This window comes from Chitinophaga sp. CF418 (genome assembly GCF_900142925.1).
Lineage (GTDB): Bacteria > Bacteroidota > Bacteroidia > Chitinophagales > Chitinophagaceae > Chitinophaga.
In genome coordinates this window covers 31,058-47,961 of the sequence record NZ_FRCN01000012.1, presented here as the reverse complement: position 1 = coordinate 47,961, position 16,904 = coordinate 31,058, and the positions used below count along the sequence as shown (strand labels likewise).

Sequence of the window (16,904 nt, the reverse complement as noted above, 5' to 3'; positions counted from 1 at the left end):
TAGTCAGCAACAGCGCCGCAGGAGATTGGTCTTCTGCGGCGCTGTTGTTTTTATCAGGCACCCCTTATCTTATCATGTGAGTGTCGGCCTATGGTCATTTCTGGCTTCCTGTAAAATAATTTCCCGATTGCGTAAACTGTTCCCTTTTCGTCAGATCAACTTTGCAGTTTAAACTTGTTTCTATCAATCACAACGTTAACGGGAATGACCAGACATCTACTTTTTCTTAGTTTTTTACTGCTGTTGATCCATGTTGTATCTGCACAGGGTGTGAAGGACAATAATGGCATCATCAGTGGAACTATCACCACCAGTGATGGTAAACCTGCTTCCAATGTGACCATCAGGATTGAGCGCACCAAATGGGGTGGTATCAGTGATGAAAAAGGCGAATTTATTATTAAGAACGTAAGACCGGGCAACTGGTTGCTGAAAGTGTCAGCTGTTGCTGCAGTAGGCCAGGAGAAATCGGTGAGTGTGGCTGCAGGAGAAACTGTGCATGTTGATTTCACCTTGAATGAGAACGCGGCCCAGTTGCAGGAGATCATCGTATCCTCCACTAATCCAAATAAAGAGAACAGCATAGTGGCGAAGATGCCTTTACGGAACCTGGAGAATCCGCAGGTGTATAATACGGTGTATTCAGAGATCATAAAACAGCAGGGCATCACGAATTATGATGACGCATTCAGGAATGTGCCGGGCATTACCCGTACCTGGGAGTCCACGGGAAGGGCAGGAGACGGCGCTTCTTATTTTGCGCTGAGAGGTTTTGATGCACAGCCCCTGTTATATAACGGACTGCCGGGTATTACGAGTGGTAATCTGGACCCTGCAGATATTGAAGAGATACAGGTGATTAAAGGCCCTTCAGGTACATTGTTTGGCGGCGCCTTTTACAGCTATGGGGGGATGATCAATACCATCACTAAAAAGCCTTATTTCGGTTATGGCGGGGAAGTAGGTTATAACTTCGGCAGCTATGGACTGAACCGCGTAACGGCAGATGTGAATGCACTTTTGAGTCAGAAGAAGAAGATCGCAATGCGTGTGAACACGGCGTATCATTCTGAGAACAGTTTCCAGGACGCAGGATTTAAGAAGCCCTTTTTTATTGCGCCATCATTGGCTTATGAAGTGAATGACAGGCTATCCTTCCAGGTAATGGCAGAGATCCTGAATGAAGAAAGAGCGGTAGCGCCGGTATTCTTCCATTCAGACAGGGTGTCGCCATTGAGGTATAAGAATATCGAAGAGATGAAGCTGAATAACGATCTGTCTTTTACCAGTAATGATCTGACTATAAAGAATCCGCGTTACAACCTGCAGGCACAAATGTTGTACAGGATATCTGATCAGTGGACGTCTCAGACGGTAATATCAAGAGGTAGTGTAAAATCCAACGGCATCTACACCTATATATGGGATGATGTTCCCGGGGATGACTATTTCGATCAATATTTTCACAATGAGAACCAGACCACTACTACCACAGATATCCAGCAGAACTTCAACGGCGATTTTAAGATCGGTAAACTGAGAAACCGGCTGCTGGTAGGATTGGACTTCTTTAACAGAAATATCATTGACAATGGTTCCGGTTGGGCTGCCGGCAGGTCGGTAAGCCCACAGGGTGATATCCGTTATTATGTAGACCCATATACCAATGATACGACAGGTCCTGTAAGTTTGTCAAAGGCGGCGATCGATAATTTACTGGCTGGCACGGGTATCAGCAATAGTAATATCTCCAATAGTACTTATAGCGCCTATTTCTCTGATGTACTGAATTTTACACCGGGACTTTCGGCAATGGTGAGCCTGAGGGCAGATTACTTTGATTCCAAAGGAGAAAAGAGCACCAAAGAGGATGACTTTCACCAGTTTGCCTTGTCGCCCAAGTTCGGTCTTGCATATGAGCCGATCTTAAATAAACTTTCTGTGTTTGCGAGTTATATGAATGCCTTCATCAATGTTGCGCCGCAGCAGGTTTCAGATGCGGATGGCAACAATGTACATATCAAGTCTTTTAATCCCGAGCACGCTAACCAGCTGGAGTATGGTGTAAAGGCCAACCTGTTTGAAGATAAAGTACATGCTACTTTCTCCGTATACGACATCAAGGTATCAGACAGGGTGTATCCCGATCCGGCAAATCCGATGAATGTTATTCAGGGCGGTAAAGTAGGCAGTAAAGGATTCGAACTGGATATTAATGCGAACCCGGTGAAGGGATTGACCCTTATAGCAGGGTATAGTCATAACAGCACGAAAGTGAAAGAAGGCAACTCAACGGACTTTTATTCAGAGCCGGGCAGGGCTCCCGGCGGACAAGGTCCGCAGGACCTGGCAAACATCTGGGCTAACTACAAAATTCAGACTGGTAAGCTGAAGAACTTTGGCATTGGTCTGGGTGGTAACTATGCAGGTCGCTATAAAGTGATAGACAATGCTGCTACCGGAGATTTCTATCTGCCCAGCTATGCGTTGCTGAATGGAGCGATATCTTACAATTCGCAGGATTTCAGGATCTCACTGAACGTGAATAATATTACCAATGAGACATATTACATTGGATACTGGTCAGTGAATCCACAACGCAGAAGGAACTTTACGGCAAGTTTTGCGTATAAATTCTAGTATAGATTTCATCCATAGATATATAAAAAGGCCGCCTCAAAAGAAAGAGGCGGCCTCATTTATCTTATGCCATGTGACTATTTTACTGTATCACTATTTTATTAGTAATTGTATTGCGACCATTGCTGATCACCACAATATAGAATCCTGAAGGGATGCCGGCAGTAGAAACTTTCACCACGCCAGTGCTGGCTGTTCTGGTAGCTACTACTTTCTTATTGATGTCCAGTATGGTTATCCGTACCGGTTGTTTGGCGTCCACCTTATCCAGGGCGACGGTAAAGGTACTACCCTTTACTATCGGGTTAGGATATACGGAAGCGGTAGCTGCTTTGGTGTTGCTTGCAGGCGCTACTGTCTGAGCAACTGCTGCCACTCTGGCTGTACCCACTACGCCCCAGTTAAAGGCCTCCCAACCCTGTATAGAAGTACGGTTACAGTTCATTGCCTTTTCACCGTTCTCAGAGCTTACATACATACCGTTGTTACCTTGCAGAGAAATAGTATTATCTGCATTCACGATCCAGGTAAACTGTTCCCAACCCTGTATAGAAGTACGGTCACAGGTCATCGCTGTAGCGCCATTGCCGGAAGTTACATATTTACCCTGGTTGCTCAGCGCAATCTTACCGTTACCGGCGTCTACCACCAGGAATTGTTCCCAGCCCTGTACAGTAGGACGGTTACAGTTCATGGCCTTTGCTCCGTTCTCAGAACTCACATACTGGCCGTTAAAGCCCTTCAGCCAGATGGTCTGGCCGATAGGCGCCTTTGAAGGATCATTAGGCTCATTTGGATCCTGAGGATCAGTAGGAGGGTTAGTGCCATTGCAGGCGCCTACTACGGCCCATGCGGAGCTGACACCTGGAACATCAGCAGAACCAGCCCACCATAGGTTGCGATAGATGGTACTGTTGTAACGCACGATAGTACCTGCGGTAGCATAGGTTGCTGCAGCACTCCACAGGGGCAGGCCTGCACAGCCTTCAAATGTCTGGGAGTTCCATACTGCGAAGGTAGTGCTGGTCACCACAGAATCTTTACCGGGGCGGATACCCACGGCTGTAGCGGTGTAGGAGTTATAAGCAGATGGCGTCCATTGTACGGAAGTACCGGACAGGCGTTTGCCATCTATCTTGATAAATACCTGTGTAATCTCACTATTCGGATCATTTTTAGATACTGACAGAGTAATGGCTGATAATGAGCTTACGTTCAGGATACCGTTAGCAGGTGAGGTGAATTTGAGTGAAGCGATCTTGCTACACTCCGCTGCATCAATTGGGAAAGGGCGCATATTAGCACAACCGCAGTTCACGGAGTTATTACCGCCGTTCAGCTCAATGCTTACGCCTTTGATGCCGGCGTAACGCTGGAAGTGGCCTATACGACTTAGTACCGTGTTGTTTTCTGAACCGCTGCCACACTCTATAGCACCATTGATGATATTGACAGTAGCGCCAAAGCCGGGACGCAGGCCCAGTGCTGTCTGCTCGCTGGTAGGCGTCCATTTACCGGGGATCATTACATCATGGCAGGAAGGTTTGGGGTACTGCTGTGTCATCCAGAACCAGATACCTGTTTGGAAAGCGATCACACCGTCCTGGATCACCTTTTCAGGATTTGCCAACAGTACATTCTTATCGCCAAAGAGGAACTCACTGACCTGGCCATAGTTGTAGTTGTAGCTCAGCTGAATAGGGCCACGGCCATGGTATGATTTGCCGGGCGCAGGAGGATACACGGCATCATCAACACGGTAGCCGATGTTGTTAGTGTTTTCGTAACCCTGCTCTTCGCGGAAGTAAAGGCCCCAGGCATACTGGCCATCCGGCGCAGTAGGCCAGCCACCGGTAGTTTCCTGCGAGATGTTGGCCAGGAAAGCACACAACTCACGTTTGCGTACAGTCAGGTCGCCTTCGCCCGCAAAGGAAGCATAGTCCAGTGTTTCCGTGAGGATGTTGTTAGTGGAGATGTTGAAGTCAACATCCGTACGGATCACTTTGGATGCCCCTGTTGTCTTGTCAATACGTGTAAGACGGTAGGCATTGGTGCCGCAGCGTCTTTCCACGATGATCTTAATGTTGCTCATACGGCTTACTGCTTCAGCAAAGTTGGCATAGGAATAAAAATCCTTTGCCGGAGTAGTAGGCGGTATCCCGGAGCCGGAACGGTCGTCCGGGTTAAAGCGGTGGGGGAACAATGTGTTCCACTCAGAGGCGGCCAGCACATCGCTAAAGGTTTGCGCGTAGCCATTGTTTGTCGCCGCCATGCAGCATAGGAGAAAGGATGCAATAAAGCTTCGCCTGAGCCATCGTTTGACAGCAGGCAGTTTGTAATGGATTTTCATGGATATACTATTTGGTTTTCAGTGAATAGACGGTGAAGACGGGATTTTATGGTGAATACGACATGGCTTGCCCGCTGGAGACAATTGCTTGCAGCGGGTTTTAGCGATGATTATTTTGAGTAATGCAAATGATTATTCTGAGTAAAACAAAAGATAGGCTTTCTTTCCTGTTTACGTTATGTTTGATTGTGGTGTTTGTTTGCTGGCACTATTAATATTTAATTTATCTGCAAATATTGCCTGCTGTGATAAGCAGCCAGACGTGTACGCATACTATGACGTATGAGTACACGTCTGGTACCTGTTGAGGAGATAATTTTTTATGTATGCGTTCCCTATTTTTTGGGATGGTTTGTGCTGATGTGATACTTGTCCTCCATATCCCATAGCCTTGCGCCGCCTTTAATACCGTCTTTATTGGTGAAAATGTGAATGTTATCATCCAGGGGAATGGTCAGTTCGTCTGCACTTCCTCCCCCTATGTACAGCCGGTCGTAATTAAAGACGGTTTTCAGGATCTCCAGCACCCGTTCCATTCGTTTGTTCCATTTCTCTTTACCTTCTCTTTCCAGGGCTTTATTTCCGATGTATTCGTCGTAATCGTGCTCCCGGGTAACGGGGTGGTGTGCCAGTTCAAGGTGAGGCAGCAGGTACCCATCTATCAGCAATGCGGTGCCAAACCCGGTGCCCAGTGTGACTGCCAGTTCATACCCTTTACCGCTGACCACGCCCAGGCCAAGCTGGTCTGCATCGTTGACGAGCCTTACCGGTTTATCCAGCAGATCGGCAATTTGCTGGCCCAGGTCGATATTCTTCCAGTTCGGGTTGCCCAGATTGGGCGCGGTATAGACGATACCATTGCGTACATAACCGGGGAAGCCTACCGAGACCTTGTCATAGGCCGGCATGTCCCTGACCAGTGTGGAAATGGTTGCCAGTACATCCGCCGGTTTCGCCTCCTCAGGTGTGGGGAGCCGTTTGTATTCCATCTGCCATTCGCCTTTGCTGTTGAGAATAGTGCCTTTGATGTGTGAACCGCCTATGTCTATTGCTAAAATGTGATCGGATGATGTCATTGTTTACCGGGATTGTAATTAGTGAAAAACCCTGCGTTTCGTTACGCAGGGCGCTTCAATGAAATTACTTCAGATTCTGCAGATATTTGATAACATCTTCCCGGAAGGGGCCTTTATTTTTGATGGCCTCCAGTATTTGTTCGTGTTTAAGGTGCGGAAACTGTCTGTGAACATATTTCACTTCTGCAGGATCATTGGTATCAATTCTTATACTGTCTTGCTGACCGACATTGGTTTTGTTATCAGACATATTAAAAGTTGAAATCGTCCGTTCTGAAGGGCGATGCAGGAAGTCCTTCTTTGTTAAACAAGTTGGCATTCAGCGGACTATCAGCCCAGGCATAACGTACCGCTACAGGTTTGCTGATGGATTCATGCCAGACAATTACGGTATTGTTTATTATTGCTGCATGTGCCCACCTGAATTTGCCATCAGCTCCGGCAATAGCGAAGTGTTTCAGCGGACCGCCTTTTGCCAACAGACCGCTTCCGGTATTGGTGAATTGCAGGATGATCTTGTTCCCTTTTATGGTCATGTTCTTGTAGAGAGGACCGGAGCTAACCACCAGGCTATCATTGTATGCCAGTTTACGGGCAGCCAGGGCCAGGCGTTTGCCTACATCTTCTTTGTTGAGCGGATGGATATCATTCCATTCTCCAATATCTGTGGTTACAACCATAGCGGTATTGGGAACGGAGAGTGTCTTTGACTGTGCTTCCCGTAAGAGGGCCCAGTTGCTGTTGGTAGGTTGCGGATAACTGGCCATATAACTGGTCAGCTGTACATAGAGGAAGGGAAAGTTCTTCATAGGATGCATAGCAGCCCATTTTATCCGCCAGTCTTTTATCAGTGCCGGGAACAATTGACTGTATTCCGCTGCCCTGTCAGAGTTGGCTTCTCCCTGGTACCAGATGACACCTTTAATAGCGTAGGGCAGTAACGGTGCTATCATGCCATTGTACAGCCCCAGGGGCTGCGTATAAAAGGTCATAGCAGGTGGTATAGGCGCAGTAGCGGCGCCCAGTTGATATTGCCATGGTCCTTTCAGGTCGACGGTATCGGTAGCAGTGAACAGCTGATAAGGCTTGTCTTGATAGAAGCCGCCGTTACCACTATAGTTAATCAGTCGTATAACGATGGTGTTTGCACCTTTCTTCAGCATGCCGGCAGGGATAGGATATTTCCTCGGAGGATACTGATATTGCGTAGCGCCGACCAGTTGACCATTGAGGTATACGGAATCGCGGTCGACCATATTTCCCAGGAATAATCTGGCTGGCTGTCCAGCCATCGTTGCAGGTACCTGTATGGTTTTTCTGAACCATACAACGCCGTGTATATTCTTTAATCCCTGGTCTGTCCAGTACCCGGGAATATTCATCGTCTTCCGGTCCTGCGGGTTATAACTGCTGTCAAACCATTTTACAGTCGTCTGCATGCCTTTATCCTGCCACCACAATCTGCCGTACCAGTCGTCGCTGGCTTGCTGATCAGCCTTGCGTATGCTGTCAAGGTACTTTGGATCTTTTAGTTTGAGTGAGTTATAGATGCCGGGAAATTGTTGCAGTGCTTCGTCGCTTAACCATGCTTCAGCAGTTGATCCGCCGGTGGCGGCCCTGATGATGCCGATGGGGATATGGTACTTTTCGTAGAGCTCCTTTGCAAAGAAATATCCTACGCCGGAAAACTGTAGTATAGATTCCGGGTCGGCCGATGCCCAGGAGCCGGTTTCAAGATCCTCCAAAGGCTGTTGCCAATTCATCCTGGTGGCGACATTAAAAGCCCTGATATTAGGATTGGTGGCAGCCGCGATCACGGCGGGATATTTGTCTTTTAACCGTATCATAGACAGCTCCATATTGGATTGTCCGGAGCAAAGCCAGACGTCACCGATCAGGATATTCCTGATGGTGAGGTGATTGCTGGCATCGATCTTCATGTCGTAGGGACCGCCAGCCTCCATTGGCGGAATGGCCACCCGCCAGTGGCCATCCGCAGGAGTGATCGTTTCGTATTGTTGACCGGCAAAGCTGATGGTGATGTTTTCCCCTGCGGTTGCCCATCCCCACAGGTTTAGCTGGGTCTCCCGCTGTAATACCATATTGTCGCTGATCAGGCGGGGAAGCCTGACCTGTGCGCAAATGGAATTGCTTATTACTGTGCTAAGGAGGAACAAACGAAAAATCTTCATAAAACGTGAGATATGTGAAGCTTAGAATCCAATTGAATTACCGCCGTCTACAGGCAATATTACCCCTGTAATATACCTGGCAGCATCCGAAGTAAGAAAGAGTGCTGCATCTGCAACATCTTCAGGAAGGCCCATGTGCCCCATGGGCGTTCTGCCGATGGCTTTCTGTTTCCTTTCAGGATCAGCGTTCAATGCTTTGGCTGTCATCGCTGTTTCGATGAAACCGGGAGCAATGGAATTGATGCGGATCCCTTTTGGAGATAATTCCACCGCCATGGCCCTTGTCATGCCGTCTATTGCCGTTTTACTGGCGGTATAGGCGATTACCCTTGGCATACCGTATTGGGCCGCCATAGAGCTTATATTGATAATACTACCACTGCCTTTTGGTAACATGTGTTTTACTACCTCTCTTGAAATAGAGAATACGGAACAGAGATTGGTAGTGATGACCTGCTGGAATTCTTCGTCAGTGATGTCGATGAAATCTTTCTTCATGTTGATGCCGGCATTATTCACCAGGATATCAATATGTCCGAACTGGTCGATGATCTTTCTGATGAGATCCGGAATAGAAGGCAGGTTGCTTACATCATGGATGATTGGATAACAGAGATCGCCCAGTTGTGTTTTGGCCGCCTGCAGCTTCTTTTCATCCCTGCCCACGATCACGGTGTGTATGCCGCTGCTGATGAATTTTTCCGTGATAGCGAGTCCTATACCTGAGCCTCCGCCGCTTACTATTGCTACTCGTTTGTTTGCTGTATCCATATCGATCTGTTTATTTAAGGTATATCAGTTTCCCGGTGCGTAAGGGAAATGTTGTTGTTGATAGTATTCGAGTGTATGGTCTGGTTTTTCGTAACTGGCCGGGAAAGGCATTTGGGAGAAGGTCTGGAAGTATAGCAGACAAGCATTCCGCCACCAGATAGCATCTTTGTGCTGGATGGCCAACAGCATCTGTACCTGGTGAAATCTTTCCGGATCAATATAGGGTTTAAGCTGTTCCCATCTTTGCTGCATGGCGCTGACACTGTCTACGCCTTCCTGGTATTTATGACAAAGCTCGTTCCACAGGGTTCTGCCGGAATGCATTTTATGCTGCCAGCTAACGTGGTGGAACCATAGCAGGTACTGGTCACTGCAGGTATTGCTGTCGGCGTACAGCTGTCTTACGGCAGGTTGGTATTGTTGTAATGCATTGGTGCCGGAAGCTGTTCTGTCAAAGCCGATACCTTTTGCGTCTGCTTTGTGATAATATATGGGGTCCCAGTCAGGGCGGGGTGCATTGTTGCTCCAGGGGGCAGGGCCATAGTGGTGGCCGTTGCCCATGATATGATGCAGGCCGAGGGGCGTCATATAGTTCACGACAGCTTCGCGGGAGGTAAGCATGATCTGTTTGATAGAGGTGACCACGGCTGGATCGTTGCTGAATGTTTGCTGGATCCATTCTGTAGCTATTTGTTCGCTGGTAAGCGTGTAGTCCCATGCTAGCCGGCCGAGCGCATACCAGTTTGCCTGGCCAAAGAGATGACCTGTCCAGTTGCGTTCATTACCGATATTGGATACGGCTGCGATACCTGATAGTGTATGTTCATAGAGACTACCGTCGATGACCTTTGCTACGGAGCTGTTCGGGCCTTTGGCATGTGTATCTGCGTCGAGTACTTCTTTGAACAGGGGCGCTTCGTATACGAGGTGTGTGCCCTGACCCAGGTATTCCTGGGTGAGCTGGAATTCCATCATCAACGGCGTCTGCGGCATAGCGCCGAACAATGGAGAGAAGGGTTCTCTTGGCTGGAAGTCGATAGGTCCGTTCTTCACCTGTACCAGTACGTTCTTGTTGAATTTACCATCCAGCGGAGTAAATTCTGCATAGGCCTGTTTGAACCTGTCATTTGCTTGTGGATCGTATACGAAGGCGCGCCAGATAACGATGCCGCCGAAAGGCGCTACTGCGTCTGCCATCATATTGGCGCCATCTGCATGGCTGCGGCCATAGCTTTGAGGGCCGGGTTGTCCTTCGCTGTTGGCTTTTACTAAGAAGCCGCCAAAGTCAGGGATCAGCTGATAGATCTCTTTTACTTTAGCTTGCCACCATTGGCGTACGGTATCGTTGAGCGGATCGGCAGTTTTCAGGTGGCCGATCTCCATGGGAGCGCTGAAGCGGGCGCTGAGGTATACCTTGATGCCGTAGGGGCGGAGTATATTGGCCAGCGCTGCTACTTTCCGGAGGTAAGGCGCTGTGAGTATAGTGGCGTTGGCGTTGACGTTGTTCAGTACTGTACCGTTGATGCCGACAGATGCATTAGCTCTTGCGTAATCGATGTAACGGTCATCTATATAGTCGGGCAGGGTATGCCAGTTCCAGATGGAGATGCCGGCGTATCCGCGTTCTACGTACCTGTTCAGATTATCCCAGTGGTTCAGCAGCCTGAGTTTAACACGGGGAGAAGATATGATGTGTAAGTTTTCAATGGATTGGTGGGTTTGGATGAGTCTCAGCAGGTGGAAGGCGCCGTAAAGTACGTCTGTTTCCGTGTTGGCGGTGATGATTGTATAGTGCTTATTGTCAATTGTTTTTGAAGTGATGAGAAAGCCTTCTGCTGGTGTCTGGTTGTCTTGTAGCTTTAATGCTGTCAATGCTTCACGGGTACCGGCGATGAGTGTATTGCCGGCAACTTTGCTGGTTACTGTGATATGTGTGTCGAGTAAACCGTTCAATCCCTGTTCCAGTTCTTTTTTTACTGCGTCCATGGTGGGGGATTGGCCTGCCACCTGGATAGCGGTGATGGTTTTCCTGTAGGATGTCAGTAACATGTTGTTGTCTATGCGTTTGTACCGGAGCCAGAGATCGTAGCCGTCTTCGGCGTGTAATACATGTGCCAGGCATGATAACAACAGCAGTAATAGTGTTTTTCTCATAACGGGGATGTTGTAGAAATTACAATCGGTTGCGTAAAAGTCGGGAAAAGAAATTTAATTACAAAGATTTGTTTTTGGGGATGGTATAGCGGAGGGTTTGTGGAAGGGGGGATGGCCTGAATTCAAGCCGACCGCCGTAGGTGGGCGTGTGTTTGTAGCCCCGGGTTTCAACCCGGGGTGACGATAACGGGGATGTTTTATCACAATGGTTATACCCTATTAATGATGATTTCATATTCAAGTATGCCTCACGCGTGATAGGAGGGTGTGTTTGATGACGTTTTGTTGTTTTTGGGGATGGTTCGGGGGATGTTGCTGCGGTTTCAGGTGGGACCACGGGCTGTATCCCTTTTCGAGGACCTTACTATTGGGCTTTCTCAATCGTGGTTGGCTTTTGAATAGTTATTAAACCCCTGGTCAATCGTATCAGCACTCTCAAAGGGATAAGGCCCTTTGGTCTCCACCTGAAACCATCCGCTACATTAGGAGGGCTTATGGATGGGGGACGGCCTTTAGTTCAAGCCGACTGCCGTAGGTGGGCATATGTTTACCGCAATTTGCATATTAAAGGAGAGATGTATTATTTTTGCAGCCCTTATGTGTGAATTGTTTACGAATTTATATAATGCTTATTTCACTCTTGGTGGGTCGGATAAGTATATCATAGGTAAGAATCTTAGAATGGTCAGCCTCTCGGAGAATGCTTATTTGCTTCACCTGGATACCCGGGAGGTAACATATCTGAACTGGTTTTATGGGGATCCGACCTGTGGGGTGATTAGTGAAGATGAAAAGTGGGTGGTAGTGGCTGGAGATTTCGAAATAACGGTATGGGATGAAGGTGTTGTAACCACGATTGATACGAGTCCCGTATTTGATATCCGTCAGAAAGATGCGTTTACAGTCGAGTTGTTAGTGAGTATACCATATCTTGATGCCGCGGTGTGGGAGCTGAATATTGCGACGATGGAATTGCGGAAGACCGCGCATTATACAACGTTCTTTAATAAGGAATACCTTAGCAAATGCACTATCCTGTGTAAGTTGTAGCGGTTATTTCCTGTTCACCTGGTAGCTCCCTGCTAATCAGCTCAAATCGGGGCACAATTGTGCTGATATTATTACCTCTTTCCTGAAGACGCTCTGATGATCAGCTCAGATCTCAGTACAATCGTATTGGTATTGGTGATGTTAGTATCCCCGTTCAGGTGGCTGGCAAGGCTGGCGACTGCAGCCTGTCCCATGTTGTAACCGGGATAGTTCACGGTAGTGAGGTTGGGTTCTATTACTCTGCTGATAGGGTCATTATTGAAGCCGGCAAAGGCGATGTTTTCCGGGATGTTGACACCGGCGTTCCTGAGGGCTATCATGCAGTAAACGGCGGCAGTGTCGTTGGCAGAGAAGACGGCTTCCGGCCTGTCTTTGGGTTTCAGTTTCAGAAGCTGTTTGGCGACATCTGTGCCGCATTCTTCGGTGAGGGTGCCTGTTATGACCAGTTTTTCGTCGAAAGGTAGTTTATGGTCCTGCAAGGCCTGTTTGTAGCCTCTTAGTCTTTCGGAATAAACATTCAGTAACATATTGCCTCCCAGGTGCATAATACGTTTATGGCCCTGCATAATGAGGTGCCGGGTGACCTGGTAGGCCGCGGTGAAGTTATCTATAATAATACTGGTGCTGTCGGGATGAGCGGCTACACGGTCAAAGAAGATGACAGGGATCTTTTTATTAAAGAACACATCGAAATGCCGGACGTTCTCTGAGCTATGGGCCAGGGATACCAGCAGTCCGTCTACTCTTTTGTTAAACATGGTCATTACGTTCTCCATTTCCTTGTCTGCCTGCTCCAGTGACTGTGCGATGATCAGGTTATAACCCTCCCTGCTGGCCGCATTCTCCATGCCGGCCAATACAGAAGACATGAAACTACTATTGAGCCTTGGTACAATAACGCCCAGTGTCTGGGTACGTTTGCTACGCAGGCTGCTGGCAAAGGTATTGGAACGATAGCCCAGCTGCCGGGCGGCTTCAGCGATCTTTTTACGGGTCTTTATATTAATAGTGGGATGGTCTTTCAACCCGCGACTGACCGTCGTAGGTGAAATGTTCAGATGTTTGGCTATATCGTAGATCGTGATTTCTTTTTCTTCTGACATGACAAGAGTGTTTCCCGTGCAAATAAAAGCAGAAATATTTTATGGAAAAAATACAATCGGTTGTAATTTTTATGAAAAGTATTATATTCGTTGTGTGAAAACGCTGATTTAAAGATTCCACTATGTAAGCACATTTTCAAGGGTTCCACGAAATAAACGAAAGAAGGCTAGTGCCAACGGTTTAATGAAAAACAGAAAGCTCATTTCCTGCCTGCTCAAGGCTATTAGCAACCCTTTACTGTGACTTCGTAACTACTGGCAATTCACTTGCGTAAGTAGCCCGGAGGGCTATGCGGTACATTCCTGTGTGTAATCAATGCTGGTATTGACTTATTGTACATTACAACCGATTTCATTTACATCAATCAAATACGGGAAAATGGTCAATCTACATCTACAATGCTGTAAGGGTAAATGGTGGCAGTATACGGTCTTCTGGGCGGCCGTTATGCTACTTTGCCAGCTTACCTTTCCTGCGGTAAGTTTTGCTCAGCAGGATAAAACAATTAAAGGCAGGGTTATCAGTGACCTGGGGACAGCAATTATCGGAGCAACAGTACAGGTAAAGGGGACAGCGAATGGTACTGTGACCAACGTTAACGGGGAGTTTACCATTACAGCCGGACCACAGGCTGTGCTCATAGTATCAAGTATGGGATTTGGAGAGAAGGAGGTTGTAGTGGGCGGCAGAACAGAAGTGAATGTACAACTGTTGCCTGTGGCAAAAGATATAGGAGAAGTGGTAGTAGTGGGATATGGTACACAGAAGAGGAAAGACGTAACCGGGTCAATAGTTTCAGTGAATGAAACCACCTTGCGTGAAGTGCCGGCAGCTAACCTGCAGCAGGCATTACAGGGACGGGCGGCAGGTCTGGAAATTCAGCGTGCCGGTACTACTCCCGGTTCAGGCGCACAGATCAGGGTTAGAGGCACAAGGTCCATCAGTGGTTCCAATGAACCATTGTTCGTGGTAGATGGTATTCCTTTTGAAGGAACGCTCAATGATCTGAATCCTGATGATATCACATCCATTGATGTGCTCAAAGATGCTTCTGCTACTGCTATCTATGGTTCCAGGGGCGCTAACGGTGTGATCATCGTTACGACCAGACGTGGTAAGAGTGGCGATACAAGGATCGCTTACAGCGGTTATCATGGAGTCAGCACTGTAGCCAACCAATACCCGGTATTCAACGCGCAGGAGTACCAGGCGATGCGTAATACTTCTACCTGGGGACAGGGTTATATGCCGGAAGAACAGAAGTCCATTGCCAGCGGCAGGACTACTGACTGGCAGGATCTGATGTATGGCACAGGATATCGTACTAATCATAACATCACTGTAACAGGCGGGCACGGCGGTAATAACTTCTCTCTGGGGGGTGGTTATTATAAAGAGAAGGCCGTATTGCCGGGACAGGATTTTACCCGTTATTCCCTCAGGGCGACGATTGACAGCCGTATCGGCAAGCGGATCAAGGTGGGGATTACAACCCTCAACCAGGTGGGCGTTACCAATGGTTCACAGTTTGTGGCCGCTGCCACGATGTTCCCCATACTGGCAATGAGTCCGCTGATGCCGGCATATGACAGTACTGGCGCTGTTATTCCATTGCCGAATGGGAATGTAGATGATAATAACTATCCGACTTATAGTCCGCTGTTGCTGCAAAGGAACAACAATAACTGGGTGGACAAAGTGCGCAGGCTGACTACCAACAACAGCCTGTATGGTGAATATGAGATATTGGATGGACTGCGTTACCGGGTGAACCTGGGTCTGAGTTACCGTCAGCAGGAAAGCGACCAGTTCCAGAGTGCTAATACTCCTGCCAATCCCGCGTTCTTCCGTGGTTTCAAGGGGAATACGGCCTCTGTAAACAATGAAGAATCGTGGGGATATACACTGGAGCACCTGTTGTATTACGACAAGACCATCGCACAGAAGCATCGTATCAGCTTTACAGGATTGTACAGCGTACAGGAGAACCATATGCATAATACACAAGTATCCAAAGACTCTATCAATGAAGATTTTGTACAATTCTATAACCTGGCACAATCCAATGTAACACCTGCAGCTGTTGTGAGTGGCAGTGAAAGTTCATGGGCATTGTTGTCTTATATGGCGAGGATCAATTACGTTTTTGACGATCGTTATATGTTCACACTGACGGGTCGTATGGATGGTTCTTCAAGATTAGCAGTGGGTCAGAAATGGCATTCCTATCCGGCGGTATCCGCAGGCTGGAATATCAGTAAGGAAGCGTTTATGAGTAAGGTGAAGTATCTGTCTAACCTGAAGCTGCGGGCGGGCTGGGGACAAACATCCAACCAGGCTGTTAATCCATATGCATCATTGGGACTTGTGACCAACAATAACTTCCTGACGGCGCCAGGCAATGTGATCAGGTACAACTATGGCAGCAGTATTGTGACGGGTTACCAGGTAAATACATTGCCTAATCCGAACCTGCAATGGGAGTATACACAGACACGCAATGTGGGTGTAGACTTCGGCCTGTTCAAAGACAGGTTGACAGGTAGTATAGATTATTATTATGCCAAAACCAACAGGATACTGTATAGTGTAACCCTTCCGCCTACTTCGGGTGTAGCGGGCGCTTACCAGACGAACATCGGTGAAATGCAGAACAAGGGGATGGAGTTTAGCGTATCGTCTGTCAACATCAGGTCAAAGAGCGGGTTCTCCTGGACCACTGATCTGAACCTCTTCTTCAACAGGAACAAGATCCTGAAATTAAGCAACCAGGTAACCCAGGATGTAGCGAACCAGCTGTTTGTAGGACATCCTATGTCGGCTATTTATGATTACAAGAAGCTAGGCATCTGGCAGACCAATGAAGCAGCAGAGGCTGCGAAATATGGTGCTGTGCCGGGACAGATCAGGTTTGAAGATCATAGTGGTCCGGATGGAAAACCTGATGGCCAGATCAGTGCATTGTACGACCGCTATGTGATTGGCAGTATGGATGCCAGACTGCAGGGTGGATTGACCAACAGGTTTGCCTATAAGGGCATTGATCTGAGTGTGGTGATGTATGCACGTTTCGGAGGGATGTTGATCAGCCAGATCCATCAGCCGAATGCTGCCTACCTGACGGTAATGGATGGCAAACGTAATGGTATCAAAGTGGATTACTGGACACCGGATAATCCTTCCAACTGGTTCCCGAAACCACAGGCCAGTATCAGCAGTATCAGTACTGCATGGACTACGCTGGGGTATTATGATGCAACTTTCGTGAAGATCAGGAGCATTAACCTGGGATATACTTTTAATCCGGAGTTACTGAAGCGCCTGAATGCACAGTCTATCAGGCTGTACTTCACGGTGGATAATGTCGCTACGCTGTTCTCTCCGTTTAAACATAAGACAGGCATTGATCCGGAAGGAACGGGTACCGGCACACAGGGTGTTGCTGATCCGGGTAATATCCGTGCGAACACGAACGGTAACGGTTCTATCACCTTAGGGCCCAGCACACCGCCTACGCGGACTTTTACGCTTGGCGCGAATATCTCACTTTAAATCATTTGCAAGCAT

Annotated in this window: 10 protein-coding genes; 3 read left to right on the top strand and 7 right to left on the bottom strand. The window is 47.9% G+C overall.

Annotation, left to right across the window (positions count from 1 at the left end):
• Window positions 1–204: 204 nt before the first annotated feature.
• Window positions 205–2,640, top strand: coding sequence for a TonB-dependent receptor (locus F3I09_RS24250; protein ID WP_149697646.1), 2,436 nt, complete (start codon window positions 205–207; stop codon window positions 2,638–2,640).
• Window positions 2,641–2,722: 82 nt separating this feature from the next.
• Here the strand turns inward: F3I09_RS24250 and F3I09_RS34185 are convergent, their stop codons facing one another.
• From F3I09_RS34185 to F3I09_RS24210, 6 genes are all read right to left on the bottom strand, one after another.
• Window positions 2,723–4,990, bottom strand: a complete 2,268-nt coding sequence (locus F3I09_RS34185; RefSeq protein ID WP_188133941.1) for a glycoside hydrolase family 19 protein — start codon at window positions 4,988–4,990, stop codon at window positions 2,723–2,725.
• A 335-nt stretch (window positions 4,991–5,325) separates the two neighbouring features.
• Window positions 5,326–6,066: an ROK family protein gene (locus F3I09_RS24230; RefSeq protein WP_149697645.1), complete on the bottom strand. Its 741-nt coding sequence runs from the start codon at window positions 6,064–6,066 to the stop codon at window positions 5,326–5,328.
• A 64-nt stretch (window positions 6,067–6,130) separates the two neighbouring features.
• A complete protein-coding gene (locus F3I09_RS24225) occupies window positions 6,131–6,316 on the bottom strand; it encodes a DUF3606 domain-containing protein (RefSeq protein WP_188133940.1) in 186 nt (61 codons plus the stop codon).
• A gap of 1 nt (window position 6,317) precedes the next feature.
• Entirely contained in the window at window positions 6,318–8,258 is a 1,941-nt protein-coding gene (locus tag F3I09_RS24220) for a sialate O-acetylesterase (RefSeq protein WP_149697643.1), read from the bottom strand.
• A 21-nt stretch (window positions 8,259–8,279) separates the two neighbouring features.
• Window positions 8,280–9,029, bottom strand: a complete 750-nt coding sequence (locus F3I09_RS24215; protein ID WP_149697642.1) for an SDR family NAD(P)-dependent oxidoreductase — start codon at window positions 9,027–9,029, stop codon at window positions 8,280–8,282.
• A 24-nt stretch (window positions 9,030–9,053) separates the two neighbouring features.
• Window positions 9,054–11,183, bottom strand: coding sequence for an alpha-glucuronidase family glycosyl hydrolase (locus F3I09_RS24210; protein ID WP_149697641.1), 2,130 nt, complete (start codon window positions 11,181–11,183; stop codon window positions 9,054–9,056).
• A gap of 681 nt (window positions 11,184–11,864) precedes the next feature.
• Between F3I09_RS24210 and F3I09_RS24205 the strand changes: the two genes are divergently transcribed.
• Window positions 11,865–12,233 carry a hypothetical protein gene (locus F3I09_RS24205; protein ID WP_149697640.1) on the top strand — a complete coding sequence of 123 codons (369 nt, stop codon included), beginning with the start codon at window positions 11,865–11,867 and terminating at the stop codon, window positions 12,231–12,233.
• Window positions 12,234–12,304: 71 nt separating this feature from the next.
• On the opposite strand, the gene F3I09_RS24200 is transcribed toward F3I09_RS24205, so the two are convergent.
• Window positions 12,305–13,336 (bottom strand): LacI family DNA-binding transcriptional regulator, encoded by a 1,032-nt coding sequence (locus F3I09_RS24200; protein ID WP_149697639.1) that lies wholly within the window; start codon window positions 13,334–13,336, stop codon window positions 12,305–12,307.
• 379 nt (window positions 13,337–13,715) lie between these two features.
• On the opposite strand from F3I09_RS24200, the gene F3I09_RS24195 reads away from it, so the two are divergent.
• Entirely contained in the window at window positions 13,716–16,889 is a 3,174-nt protein-coding gene (locus tag F3I09_RS24195) for a TonB-dependent receptor (RefSeq protein WP_188133939.1), read from the top strand.
• The last annotated feature ends 15 nt before the right edge of the window (window positions 16,890–16,904 follow it).